Source organism: Pseudaeromonas paramecii, assembly GCF_039540575.1.
Taxonomy (GTDB): Bacteria; Pseudomonadota; Gammaproteobacteria; order Enterobacterales; family Aeromonadaceae; genus Pseudaeromonas; species Pseudaeromonas paramecii.
Genome location: NZ_BAABFC010000017.1, coordinates 63,544 through 75,461, shown reverse-complemented (window position 1 = coordinate 75,461; position 11,918 = coordinate 63,544). Strand labels below are relative to the sequence as shown.

The 11,918-nt window shown below is 64.4% G+C and carries 11 protein-coding genes; 4 read left to right on the top strand and 7 right to left on the bottom strand.

The window, feature by feature from the left end; all coding sequences use genetic code 11:
- Window positions 1-88: 88 nt before the first annotated feature.
- The 3 genes from mnmL to ABD847_RS12885 form a co-directional block, all read right to left on the bottom strand.
- Window positions 89-1,033 (bottom strand): tRNA modification radical SAM protein MnmL/YtqA, encoded by a 945-nt coding sequence (gene mnmL / locus ABD847_RS12895; RefSeq protein ID WP_345013651.1) that lies wholly within the window; start codon window positions 1,031-1,033, stop codon window positions 89-91.
- Window positions 1,034-1,154: 121 nt separating this feature from the next.
- Window positions 1,155-1,727, bottom strand: coding sequence for a flavodoxin family protein (locus ABD847_RS12890; protein ID WP_345013650.1), 573 nt, complete (start codon window positions 1,725-1,727; stop codon window positions 1,155-1,157).
- 106 nt (window positions 1,728-1,833) lie between these two features.
- Entirely contained in the window at window positions 1,834-2,313 is a 480-nt protein-coding gene (locus ABD847_RS12885; RefSeq protein WP_345013649.1) for an FKBP-type peptidyl-prolyl cis-trans isomerase, read from the bottom strand.
- A 195-nt stretch (window positions 2,314-2,508) separates the two neighbouring features.
- Here ABD847_RS12885 and ABD847_RS12880 point away from each other — a divergent pair, with 195 nt between their 5' ends.
- The gene (locus ABD847_RS12880; protein ID WP_345013647.1) at window positions 2,509-3,648 is read left to right on the top strand and encodes an acyl-homoserine-lactone synthase; all 1,140 of its coding nucleotides are present in this window, start codon (window positions 2,509-2,511) and stop codon (window positions 3,646-3,648) included.
- A gap of 93 nt (window positions 3,649-3,741) precedes the next feature.
- On the top strand, window positions 3,742-4,515 hold the full coding sequence (locus ABD847_RS12875; protein WP_345013645.1) for a TIGR01458 family HAD-type hydrolase: 774 nt from the start codon (window positions 3,742-3,744) through the stop codon (window positions 4,513-4,515).
- Here the strand turns inward: ABD847_RS12875 and araC are convergent.
- From araC to ABD847_RS12855, 4 genes are all read right to left on the bottom strand, one after another.
- A complete protein-coding gene (araC, locus tag ABD847_RS12870) occupies window positions 4,512-5,423 on the bottom strand; it encodes an arabinose operon transcriptional regulator AraC (protein ID WP_345013643.1) in 912 nt (303 codons plus the stop codon). The two genes, ABD847_RS12875 and araC, sit on opposite strands and share 4 nt — an antisense overlap.
- Window positions 5,424-5,588: 165 nt before the next feature.
- The gene (araH, locus tag ABD847_RS12865) at window positions 5,589-6,599 is read right to left on the bottom strand and encodes an L-arabinose ABC transporter permease AraH (protein WP_345013641.1); all 1,011 of its coding nucleotides are present in this window, start codon (window positions 6,597-6,599) and stop codon (window positions 5,589-5,591) included.
- A 27-nt stretch (window positions 6,600-6,626) separates the two neighbouring features.
- Window positions 6,627-8,129 carry an L-arabinose ABC transporter ATP-binding protein AraG gene (gene araG, locus ABD847_RS12860; RefSeq protein WP_345013639.1) on the bottom strand — a complete coding sequence of 501 codons (1,503 nt, stop codon included), beginning with the start codon at window positions 8,127-8,129 and terminating at the stop codon, window positions 6,627-6,629.
- Between the two features lie 52 nt (window positions 8,130-8,181).
- Window positions 8,182-9,165, bottom strand: coding sequence for an arabinose ABC transporter substrate-binding protein (locus tag ABD847_RS12855; protein WP_345013637.1), 984 nt, complete (start codon window positions 9,163-9,165; stop codon window positions 8,182-8,184).
- A gap of 368 nt (window positions 9,166-9,533) precedes the next feature.
- Between ABD847_RS12855 and ABD847_RS12850 the strand changes: the two genes are divergently transcribed.
- Together ABD847_RS12850 and ABD847_RS12845 are read left to right on the top strand one after the other, a co-directional pair.
- Entirely contained in the window at window positions 9,534-11,216 is a 1,683-nt protein-coding gene (locus ABD847_RS12850; RefSeq protein WP_345013635.1) for a ribulokinase, read from the top strand.
- Entirely contained in the window at window positions 11,206-11,901 is a 696-nt protein-coding gene (locus ABD847_RS12845; RefSeq protein ID WP_345013633.1) for an L-ribulose-5-phosphate 4-epimerase, read from the top strand. Before ABD847_RS12850 ends, ABD847_RS12845 begins: the two co-directional genes overlap by 11 nt.
- Window positions 11,902-11,918: the final 17 nt, after the last annotated feature.

Here is an 11,918-nt window from a genome sequence, read left to right as displayed (position 1 = left end):
CGACAATAACGAAAGGCTTGGCAAAGCGGACATGATAGCAGGCCGCCTGACACCTGACTGTGGTGTTATCGCAAAAGCCGAGGCTGGATCAAGCTTGGCGGCGGGGAACCGGGGTAAAGACGAAGGGGCGGTCCAGGGCGCTGCCCTGCGGCCCCTGTTGCGCCAAGGCGCGGCTGATGGCCACCATGGCGCTCCAACGGTTCTCGCACCAGGCCGGCGCCAGCAAGGTGGGGGCCCGGGCGGCGGCCGACACCCTGTGATAGACCACCTCCGGCGGGGTATGACGAATCATGGCGCAGGCGGCCTCCACGTACTCCGCTTCGCTCAGCACCGGCAGCCGCCCGGCCTGCCAGGCCTTGGCCAGGGTGCTGCCCGCCACCACGTGCAGCGGGTGCAGCTTGATGCCCTGGGTGCCGGTGCTCACCACCTGTTTGAGGGTCGCCAGGCTGTCCATGGCCTGCTCACCGGGCAGACCGACGATGAGGTGGGTGCAGATCTTGAGGCCGCGGGCCTGGGCCCGCAGCACGGCGCTCTCATAGGCCCGGTAGTCATGACCCCGGTTGATGCGGTGCAAGGTGGCATCGTTGGCACTTTGCAGCCCCAGCTCCAGCCAGATCTCGAAGCCCTGGGCCTGGTAGCCGGCCAGCAGATCCAGCACCGCATCCGGCACACAGTCGGGCCGGGTGCCGACACACAGCCCCACCATGTCCGCCGCCCCCAGGGCCTCCTCGTACATCTGCTTGAGGTAGGCCACCTCGGCATAGGTACTGGTGTAGGCCTGAAAATAAGCCAGGTAGCGGCGGGCGCGGTCCGCCTCCTTGGCGCGGGCCTGCAGCTGCTGGGCGATGGGCAGCACCTGGGCGGACTCATCCACAAAGGAGGCCACGTTGCAGAAGGTGCAGCCGCCGCGGCCCAGGGTGCCATCCCGGTTGGGACAGGTGAAGGCACCATGCAAGGAGAGCTTGTGGATCTTCTCGCCATAGCGGCGCTGCAGATCCTGTCCCAGCATGTTCACCTGTTGATGCAGTTCCATAGGCCCTCCGTTTTTTGCAGGCGGGCATTCTAGTCACTCGTCACCTCACAGGGCATGATCCAGCGCAGGCGAGACAAGAAAAAGCCCGCCAGAAGGCGGGCCCGTGTCTATCGTGCTGGCATCAGCCCAACCGCTTGGCCTGCTGGGCCACCCGGGCCCCCAGCAGCTTGGCGGTGGCCAGATCGCCGGGCAGCGGCCCCTCGTCGGGTCCCACATCCGATGGGCTCTGGGCCATGGCGCCACAGAAGCTGCCCAGCCAGTTGGGATCGTTGCGACCGGAGGATTGGCGATTGGCCGGCAGCAGGCCCAGCCCCACCCACAGCATGCCGTGCTGCATGGCCAGGGTGAACAGATAATGCAGGGTGGAGAGCTTGTCGCCGTTCATGCTGGCGGAGTTGGTAAAGCCCGCCGCCAGCTTGTCCTTCCACTGCTCGCCAAACCAGGGCTTGCTGGAGGCATCGGCAAACTTCTTGAACTGCCAGGAGACGGAGCCCATGTAGGTCGGGGAGCCGAAGATGATGGCCTTGGCCTGCCCCAGCGCCTGCCACTGATCATCCGACAGATCCCCCTCTGGGCTGATCTTCATCACCTCCACCTGCACCCCCTCCTCAGCCCGGGCGCCCTCGGCCACCGCCTTGGCTTGCTGCTCGGTATGGCCATAGCCGCTGTGGTACACCACCACCAACTTGATCATCTTCGTCACTCCTGTCTGGGTTGAAACACCAACCGAAGTGTAGTCAGACCCAAGGCGACGGGCATGAAAAAGGGGGCCTTTGGCCCCCTACCGATGCAATGACATCTCAGTGATGATGACCGTGCGCGCCGTGCACGTGACCGTGGGCCTTCTCCTCGTCGCTGGCGGCTCTCACCTCCTGGATCTCCACCTCAAAGCGCACCGTCATGCCGGCGAAGGGATGGTTGCCATCCAGTGTCACCTGGTCATCCGTCAGGGAAACCACCCGGAACAATAGGGTGTGGCCGCTTTGCGGATCCTGGGCCTGGAACACCATGCCTTCGGCCACCTCGGCCGGGAACAGGGTCTTGGGCTCCTCGCGCACCAGGGACTCGTCATATTCGCCGAAGGAGTCGGCCGGCAGCAGGGTCACCTCCACCTTGTCCCCCACCTGCTTACCCAACATGGCGGACTCCAGCTTGGGCGGCACATTGCCATAGCCACCGTGCAGGTAAGCCAGGGGTTCACGGGTCTGATCCAGCAATTGGCCGTCGGCATCGAACAGGCGATATTGAAGGGTCACGACCATGTCTTGGGAGATCTGCATAGGGGGCTCCAGTGTCATAAGAGTGGATGTCGCGCCAGCCAGTAACCGACGCAAGAAAGGGCAGCATAACATGCCCTACGCCGCGTCGGGGCGCGAATTGGCTCACACTTCCCCCGGCGCAGCCACAGGACCGCCGTCCATGTTCTACCTTAAGGGGGGCGAGCAATTGGTTTCGAACGTATACGAGAGGTGGCTGTGACGATTCAATGGCGCTGGGCAGAGGATGCGGACACCCTGGAGCAGATCTACCGACTGCGCTACCGGGTCTTCTGCCTGGAAAAGGGCTGGTTCAATGCCGAGGACTTCCCCAGCCGGCTGGAGCAGGATGCCTATGACGACTATGCCAGCCATCTGGTGGCCCAGGATGAGGCGGGCAACCTGCTTGCTTGCGTGCGCCTCATCAGCGAAGGCCGTTGTCCACTGGGTCTGCCCATCACCAGTCACCCCCACATGGCCGGGCAACTGCCCGGCGGCTGCGCCGAAGTCTCCCGGCTGGCCCTGTTGCCCCAGGTGCGAGATGGTCGCCTGCTGCGGCAGCTGGTGCAGCAGTTGGAACAATACGCCCGACGCCAGGGCATACAGCGGCTGCTGATGCTGCTGCCGGATCGCCTGCAGCGCCGGCTACGCCGCTTTGGTTTGCCCCTCTACAGCCTGGGGGAATACGGTTACTTTCAAGGCCAGCTCAGCCAACCCTGCCAGCTGCTGATCACCGAGCGTCGCCGCGCCCTGTGCCCCGCCTTTCTACAGACAGACCCCGCCGTCCAGAGCCCGGCTCGTGCCCACCTGTTGCTGATTGCCGATGAGTGGGCCCAGCCCCTGGTGGAGCAGGCGGTGGCCGCCGGTTACCATCAGCTGATCCTGCTGCACAGCCAGAAGATGCCGCCCTTGCCGCCGCTGGCGGGCCCGGTGCAACTCACTTGCCTGCCCGGCCCCTTAAGCGCCCCCCTGCTCAAGGCGGCCCTGCGACAGGTGGATCGCCTGATCCTGGGCCTGCCGGTCAGCCATCCGGCCTGGCGCCTGGCGGCGATACAAGCGCAACGCTTGGGGGTGCCCGCCCTACTGCCCCTGGTGCAGCCCGATGGCGCCCTCTGCTACTACCTGGCGGATCCCTCGGGGCGTCAGCGCCTGCCCGCGCCACCCCATCCCCTGTGTCCACCACCGGTCTGGATGGGTCTGCTGGCCATTGAGCTGGCCATCGAAGCCAGTTGCCGACTGGATCGGGGCCTGCCGGTGCCCCTGGCCCCGGCCTGTGCCCGGCTGCGGCTGGAGCGCAGCTGGAGCGCTGAACTGGCCCCGGGTAGCCCCCTCCCCAGCCGGATCCAACCCACCGCATAACACCGGAGACCATCAACCTGAGGTTGATTTTTTCGTCGCTGAGCCGGATAACTCAAACAGACGTTCCCTGCCTGTGCATCAAGGAGGTCTCCCATGCTCAAGGGCCTGTTACTGGATCTGGATGGGGTACTGCATACCGGCGAGCAGGTGCTGCCGGGGGCACAGACAACCCTGGCCTGGCTCAAGGCGCAGCAGATCCCCCACCTGTTTGTCACCAACACCTCCACCCAGAGTCTCGCCGGCCTGAGCCAGCGCCTGCAGGCCATGGGGCTGGCCATCGGGGCTGAGCAAATCTTCTGTGCCCCCCAGGCTGCCGCCCACTGGTTACGGCAGCAGGGCCTGACGCGGATCTGGCCCCTGGTCAAGCCACAGGTGCTGGCAGATCTGGCGGACTTCACATCGGATGAACAGACGCCCCAGGCGCTGCTGATCGGCGACATAGGACCGGTCTGGGACTATGCCCTGCTCAACCGCGCCTTTACCTGCCTGCAGCAGGGGGCGCGTCTGGTGGCCATTCACAAGAATCGCAGCTGGCAGACGCCACAGGGGCTGATGCTGGACATCGGCGCCTTCGTCGCCGCCCTGGAGTACGCCACCCCCTGTGAGGCAGTGGTGATTGGCAAGCCCAATCCCGACTTCTTCGCCGCCGCCCTGGCCAGGTTGCAGCTGCCGGCGAGCGAGGTGGCCATGGTGGGGGATGACATCTTCTCGGACATCGACGGCGCCCAGCAAAGCGGCCTGACCGGCATACTGGTGCGCACCGGCAAGTACCGCCCGCAGACGGTGGCCAACAGCGGCATCCAGCCGGATGTCAGCCTCCCGGACATAGGGGCGCTGCCCGACTGGTGGGTCAGCCGGGGCGCCTAGAGCAGGCTGCTGCTCTTGCGGTACTCGCTGGGGCTGACCCCTACCCGCTTCTTGAACACCCGGGAAAAGTAGAGTTGATCGTCATAGCCAATCTGCTGGGCGATGACGGCGATGGGCAGCAGTGTGGTGTGCAGCAGCTGCTTGGCCCGGATGATCCGCTGATCCTCCCGCCAGCGCACTATGCTCACCCCCATCTGCTCCCGGAACAGGTGGGCCAGCCGGGACGGCGACAGGAACACCCGCTCCGCCAGCCCCTCGATGCTGATCTCCTCCCCCAGGGCACTGCTCATGATCTGGCAGGCCTCCAGCACCCGGTGATCCATGGGCACCCGCTCCGCCAGGGAGCTGAGCTCGAAGCAGCGGATCAGCAGCTGTTCCAGCTGGTTCATGGCCAGCTGTTCGGACATGGGACGCACCTGCTTGTGGGTCAGCTCTATGGTCTGAAACAGCTGGTCAAACTCTTCGAAACAGGCAGGATCACTCAGACACAGCCGGCCCACCTTCTGCACCGCGTCCGGCCACTTGAGCCAGTCGGCCCAGTAGGCCCGGGGACGGAAGTAGACCCAGCGGTGATACCAGCTGTCGCTGCTCTCGGCGCGGCCGTAGTAGTGCACCGCCTCGGGCGGAAACAGCAGCAGATCCCCCGGTTTGACGGTGAAGGCATGGGGACCGTAAAACACCCGGCCCTCCCCCTGCACCGTCAGGTTGATGATGTAGCCCTTCATGCCGTTGGGACGGTCGATCATGAAGTCCAGCGCCCCCCCCTTCTCGATAGGGGTCAACCCGGATACCAAAAACACATCAAAGGCATAACCAGGCAGCAGGGGGTTAAGCTGTTTGGGTTGTTCCTTTTTCAGGTTGGTCATAACGGAGAACAGGGTCTGAGTGAAGAAATCGGTCTGGGCCATCGTATGTAACCACGCTGAATACGTTTTCTCGAACAAAATCCCATCGAATCGGTGAATGGGATCACAATCGTCCGGCGGGCCACCGGATCCCCCCAGTGGCAACCGCGGGCCTCCATCGCAAAAAGGGGCCAGCACCCCCGCTGGCCCAAGCTCCCAGGTTCCGGATCAGATCCGTGCCTTGCGCACCTGCTTGTAGCGGTCAAACAGCACGGCGGCCAGCAGTATGAGGCCCCGCACCACATACTGGGCAAAGGGCGAGATGTTCAGCAGGTTCATGGCGTTCTCCATCAGCCCCAGGATCAGCACCCCGGCGATGACGTAGGAGATCTTGCCGATGCCCCCCTTCATGGAGACCCCGCCCAGCACGCAGGAGGAGATCACGATGAGCTCGAAGCCGATGGAGGTCATGGGCTGGCCCGAGGTCATCCGCGAAGCCAGGATCACCCCGGCCAGGGCGGCGATGGCCCCCGTCATGGTGAAGATGATGATCTTGGTGGCCACCACATTGACCCCCGCCAGGCGGGCCGCCTCCTCGTTGCCACCGATGGACAGGGTGTTACGGCCGAAGGTGGTCTTGTTCAGCAGCAGGCCGAACAGGATGAAGCACACCAGGGTGATCCACACCGGGGTGGGGATGCCGAAGAGGGCGGAGTTGCCCAGGTCGAAGAAGCTCTCCTCGACTATGCCCACCGCCTTGCCGTCGGAGATGATGTAGCCCATGCCCCGGGCGATCTGCATGGTGGCCAGGGTGGTGATGAGGGCGTTGATCTTGAACTTGGCCACCACGAAGCCGTTGATGAAACCAAAGACGATGCCCACCGTGATGCCGGCGAGGATCCCCAGGGTCACGCTCTCTGTCTGGTTGATGGCCACGGCGCACACCACGCCGGAGCAGGCGACGATGGAGCCCACCGACATGTCGAACTCGCCGGCGGCCAGGCAGAACAGCATGCCGCAGGCCACCATGCCCGACAGGGAGACCGCCAGGCCCAGGCCGCGCATGTTGATCAGGCTGGCGAAGTTGTTGATGGTCAGGGCGGCCAGGGCGAACAGGATGGCGAAGATCACCAGCATGCCGTATTGATCCCAGATCCGCGTCAGGGAAGAGACGGTGCTGCCGGCGCTGGCAGCCGGGGCTCGCCCCCGCACCTGAGTTGCTACAGTGGATTGTGTCATGTCGAATGTCCTCATTGCTTGGATCTGTTACTGACTGACCGGCATGGCCAGGCGCAGCGCCTTGACCTCGTCGGCCTCGTCGTGGGTCAATTCACCGGCCACGGCGCCGTCCCGCATCACCAGGATGCGATCCGCCACCCCCAGCACTTCCGGCAGTTCGCTGGAGACCATCACCACGGCGACCCCGGACTTGGCCAGGTCGTAGATGACGTTGTAAATCTCGTTCTTGGCCCCCACATCGATGCCGCGGGTGGGCTCGTCCAGCAGGATCACGTTCATCTGCTCGGACAGCCAGCGGCCCAGGATGGCCTTCTGCTGATTGCCGCCGGAGAGGTTGGCGATGGTCTGCTGGGGCGAGGGGGTCTTGACCCGCATGTCGCGGATGCGCCGCAGGGCGTTCTCGTCCTCCCAGCGGCGGTTGATGATGAAGCCGCCGAACGACTTGTGCCGCCGGGCGCTGATGTTGATGTTGTCCTGCACCGAGTGGCCAGGGATGATGCCCAGGGCCTTGCGGTCCTCGGTACAGAGCATGACGCCGCTGTTGATGGCGTCGATGGGCGAACGGATCGGTGTGGTCTCACCACACACCCGGATCTCCCCGTCCGTCATGGGCTCGGCACCGAAGATCACCTTCATCAGCTCGCTGCGGCCGGCCCCCACCAGGCCGAAGATGCCCAGGATCTCGCCCCGCTTCACCGCGAAACTCACCGGGGCTCGCATGCCGGGCCCCTTGAGCCCCAGCACCGCCAGCCCTTCACCGCCGTGGGGCCGCGGGCTGTAGTCATAGATGTCGTTGAGTTCCCGTCCCACCATGGTCTTCACCAGCAGCTCATGATCCACCTGGTTCATGTCATCGAAGGTGCGGACGAACTGGCCGTCCTTGAACACGGTAATGGCGTCGCACAGGGCGAAGATCTCGTCCATGCGGTGGGAGACGTACAGGATCACCCGGCCTTCGTCCCGCAGCTGGCGGATGACCCGAAACAGCTGCTCTATCTCCCGGGCCGACAGGCTGGAGGTGGGTTCGTCGAAGGCGATGATCCGCGCTTCCCGGGAGAGGGCCTTGGCGATTTCCACCATCTGCCACTGTCCCAGGGAGAGGTATTTGAGGGGGGTATCCGGGGCAATGTCCATGCCCAGCCGCGCCAGCTGGCGGGCGGCATCCTGATACAGCTTCTCCTTGTCGATGAAGCCGTGCCGGGAGGGCAACTGGCCCAGGTAGATGTTCTCCGCCACCGTCATCTCGGGCACCAGGTGCAACTCCTGATAGATGATGGCAATGCCCTGCTCCAGGGCGTCACCCGTGCTGCCAAACACCATCTCCTGGCCGCCGATGCGCAGGGCCCCCTCGGTGGGAGGCTGAAAGCCGCTCAGGATCTTCAGCAGGGTAGACTTGCCGGCACCGTTCTCCCCCATCAGGGCGTGGACCGTGCCTTGCTGGCAACCGAAACTGATGTTTTGCAGCGCCTTGACGCCGGGGAAGCTCTTGCTGATGCCGCAAAACTCCAGGTAGGGGGCTGACTGACTCATGGATTTACTCTCCAAAGGGGGCGGTCACCCGCCCCGTGATCTAGGGTGGGACTTAGAGCCCTTTCTTCTGCAGCTCGACCTTGAAGTTGTCGCGGGTGATGAGCACCACGTCGGTCACCTCGGTGAACATGGCCGGCTCGGCGCCATTCACCACCCAGTCATGCAGCATCTGGATGCTCTTGTAGCCATGCACGTCCGGGCTGGGCAGCAAGGAGCCGTAGAAACCGGTGGCCTTGGACTTGGAGAGTTCGTTCACCGCATCCACCCCGTTGATGCCGATGCCGATGACGTTCTCGGCCTGGAAGCCCTGCCCCTCGGTGGCCCGCACACCCCCCAGTACCGTGTTGTCATTCATGCCCACCACCAGCCAGTGCTTCACCTCGGGGTGCTGTACCAGCATGGAGTTGGCGGCATCCAGGGCGCCGGGGATGTCGTTGCTCTTGGTGGGCACCCGGTAGATCTGGCCTTCCGGGAAGCCGGCGGCCTTCAGGGCGCTGATGGAGCCATCCACCCGACGGCGGGCGGTATCCAGCTCATCGGCGGTGATGGCCAGCACGCCGGACTGGCTCGCATCCCAGCCCCGCTTGGTCATCTCCTTGTACAGTTCCTCCCCTTGGCGCTCGCCGATCTTGGTGGCGGCCATCATCACCAGGGGCACGGTATCCATGGGCTTGCCCTTGGCATTGACGAACTGGTCATCCACCGTCACCACCTTCAGATCCAGGCTCTTGGCCTTGGCCATGATGGCCGGGCCCAGCTTGGGATCCGGGGTACAGATGACAAAGCCCTTGGCGCCGTTGGCCGCCAGGGAGTCGATGGCATTGAGGGTCTTCTCACCATCGGGCACCGCAATCTTGATCACCTCGAAGTTCATCTCCTGGCCCGCCTTGTCGGCAAACGCCCACTCGGTCTGGAACCAGGGTTCTTCCGGCTGCTTCACCAAAAAGCCCAGCTTCAGCTTCTCGGCAGAAAAAGCAGAATTTGCCATACCAAATGCCAGTGCAGCAGCTATCAGGTTTTTAACCATTTTTTTCATTTCGTCGTCTCCAGCTGTTCTCTCAATGTTCAAGAAGTGAGCGCCAATCTGGCCTGCTCGCCATACCGAATCAGTACCGGCTCACTTTTGCACGTTAAAACACATGGTTACATCGTTGACCTTACGGACGGCATAATTTGTATACGGTTTCAGAACACGGGAGCGGGAGGTTGATCACAGGTTAAATTTGTAACCAGTTTGTCCATGCATTCAGCCATTTTGGTCATATCTCGATTTTTGCACTGGGCCAGGCTTCCAATCACAAGGCAGAATAATCCATATCTTTAGCAGCCACGCACTAACCCCAGATGGCGGGCTTCTCCTAATGTCCTGTCAACCTTTCCATCAGGCTCAATGAGGAGACCCCCATGTCCGCACCCATAGTGCTCGGCCTGGATTTTGGCAGCGACTCGGTTCGCGCCCTGGCGGTGCGCTGCAGCGACGGCACCGAGCTGGCCAGTCAGGTGGCCTATTACCCCCGCTGGCAGCAAGGCAAGTATTGCGACCCGCAACACAACCGCTTTCGCCACCATCCCCAGGACTACATCGACGCCATGACGTCGGCGGTTCGCCAGACCCTGGGCCAACTCTCCGCCGACCAGGTGGCCCAGGTGCGGGGCATTGGCGTGGACACCACGGGATCCACCCCAGCCCCCATCGATGCCGAGGGCAATGTGCTGGCCCTGCGGGAGGAGTTCGCGCACAACCCCAACGCCATGTTCGTGCTGTGGAAGGATCACACCGCCATCGAGGAGGCCGAGGCCATCACGGCCCTGTGCCACGGCGGACGCTTCCCCGACTACAGCCGCTTCATCGGCGGCACCTACTCCTCCGAATGGTGGTGGGCCAAGATACTGCACGTCAGCCGCGCCGATGACGCCGTGCGTCAGGCCGCCTGCAACTGGGTGGAGCTGTGTGACTGGATCCCGGCCCTGCTCTCCGGCACCCAGGCCCCCGCCAGCCTCAAGCGCAGCCGCTGCGCCGCCGGCCACAAGGCCCTCTGGCATCCCGCCTGGGGCGGCCTGCCCGGCGCCGACTTCCTAAATGCCCTGGATCCCCTGCTGACCCGGGATCTGGATTACCCCCTGTTTCAGGACAGCCAGACGGCGGATCTGGCGGTGGGCCAGCTCACCGCCGAGTGGGCCGACCGACTGGGGCTGCCGGCGGGCATCACCATCGCCGGTGGCGCCTTTGACTGCCACATGGGCGCCGTGGGTGCCGGTGCCGCCCCCAACACCCTGGTAAAGGTCATCGGCACCTCCACCTGCGACATCCTGATCGCCGACCCGGCGGCCATCGGCGAGCGGGCCATCAGCGGCATCTGCGGCCAGGTGGAGGGCAGCGTGGTGCCGGGCATGGTGGGGCTGGAGGCCGGTCAATCCGCCTTCGGTGACATCTATGCCTGGTATCAGCGGCTGCTGGCCTGGCCGCTGGATCAGCTGGGGGAGCAGTTCCCCGAGCTCAAGACCGCCCTGGAGCAGCAGAAGCAGCAGCTGCTGCCGGCCCTCACCGAGGCCTGGGCCAAGCAGCGCCAGCTGGATCGGCTGCCGGTGGTGCTGGACTGGTTCAACGGCCGCCGCACCCCCCATGCCAATCAGCGCCTCCAGGGCACCATCACGGGCCTGAACCTGGGCACGGACGCACCTGATCTGTTCGGTGCCCTCATCGCCGCCACCGCCTATGGCGCCCGCATCATCATGGAGTGCATGACCAGCCAGCAGGTGGAGGTCAACCAGGTGGTGGCTCTGGGCGGCATCGCCCGCAAGTCCCCCACCGTCATGCAGGTGTGTGCCGACGTGATGAACCGCCCCATCCAGGTGGTGGCCTCGGATCAGTGCTGTGCCCTGGGGGCCGCCCTGTTTGCCGCGGTGGCCGCCGACATCTACCCCAGCATCGCCGCCGCCCAGGCCCGCATGGCCAGCCCCATAGCGCACACCTATGAGCCGGAGCCGGCCACCGCCGCTCAGTTCGAACTGCGCTACCAGGAGTACCTGCGCTGGGCCCATCGCGCCGAGCCCCTCTACAACGCCGGAGGCCAACATGACGCTTAACCACCTCAAGCAGGCCGTGCTGGAGGCCAACCTGGATCTGCCGCGCCATGGTCTGGTGACCTTTACCTGGGGCAATGTCAGCGGCATAGACAAGGAGCAGGGCCTGGTGGTGATCAAGCCCAGCGGCGTCAGCTACGACAAGATGCGCATAAGCGATCTGGTGGTGCTGGATCTGCAGGGCAACCGGGTGGCGGGCGAGCTGCGTCCCTCCTCCGACACCCCTACCCACCTGGCGCTCTACCGCCGCTTCCCTGAGCTGGGCGGCATAGTGCATACCCACTCCACCCACGCCACCGCCTGGGCCCAGGCCCGCCGCGCCATCCCGCTGCTGGGCACCACCCAGGCGGACTACTTTCACGGCGCCGTGCCCTGCAGCCGACTGCTGACCCCCGCCGAGGTGGAGGCCGATTACGAGGGCCATACCGGCACCGTCATCATCGAAACCCTGGGGGATGTCCCCCCCCTCACCCTGCCCGGCACCCTGGTGGCCAACCACGGCCCCTTCAGCTGGGGCAAGGATGCCCACGAGGCGGTGCACAACGCCGTGGTGCTGGAGGAGGTGGCCCGCATGGCCTGGATCACCCTGAGCCTGGCACCCCAGGCCCAGCCCTTACCCGATTACCTGCTGGAGAAACACTACCAGCGCAAACATGGCAAGCATGCCTACTACGGCCAGCCGGCCTGATTAATGACGAGGACAAG

Bases quoted from the DNA above. Each gene is read 5' to 3' on its own strand.
- mnmL (WP_345013651.1), bottom strand. From the start codon at position 1,033: ATGGAACTGCATCAACAGGTGAACATGCTGGGACAGGATCTGCAGCGC.
- ABD847_RS12890 (WP_345013650.1), bottom strand. From the start codon at position 1,727: ATGATCAAGTTGGTGGTGGTGTACCACAGCGGCTATGGCCATACCGAG.
- ABD847_RS12885 (WP_345013649.1), bottom strand. From the start codon at position 2,313: ATGCAGATCTCCCAAGACATGGTCGTGACCCTTCAATATCGCCTGTTC.
- ABD847_RS12875 (WP_345013645.1), top strand. From the start codon at position 3,742: ATGCTCAAGGGCCTGTTACTGGATCTGGATGGGGTACTGCATACCGGC.
- araC (WP_345013643.1), bottom strand. From the start codon at position 5,423: ATGGCCCAGACCGATTTCTTCACTCAGACCCTGTTCTCCGTTATGACC.
- araH (WP_345013641.1), bottom strand. From the start codon at position 6,599: ATGACACAATCCACTGTAGCAACTCAGGTGCGGGGGCGAGCCCCGGCT.
- araG (WP_345013639.1), bottom strand. From the start codon at position 8,129: ATGAGTCAGTCAGCCCCCTACCTGGAGTTTTGCGGCATCAGCAAGAGC.
- ABD847_RS12855 (WP_345013637.1), bottom strand. From the start codon at position 9,165: ATGAAAAAAATGGTTAAAAACCTGATAGCTGCTGCACTGGCATTTGGT.
- ABD847_RS12850 (WP_345013635.1), top strand. From the start codon at position 9,534: ATGTCCGCACCCATAGTGCTCGGCCTGGATTTTGGCAGCGACTCGGTT.
- ABD847_RS12845 (WP_345013633.1), top strand. From the start codon at position 11,206: ATGACGCTTAACCACCTCAAGCAGGCCGTGCTGGAGGCCAACCTGGAT.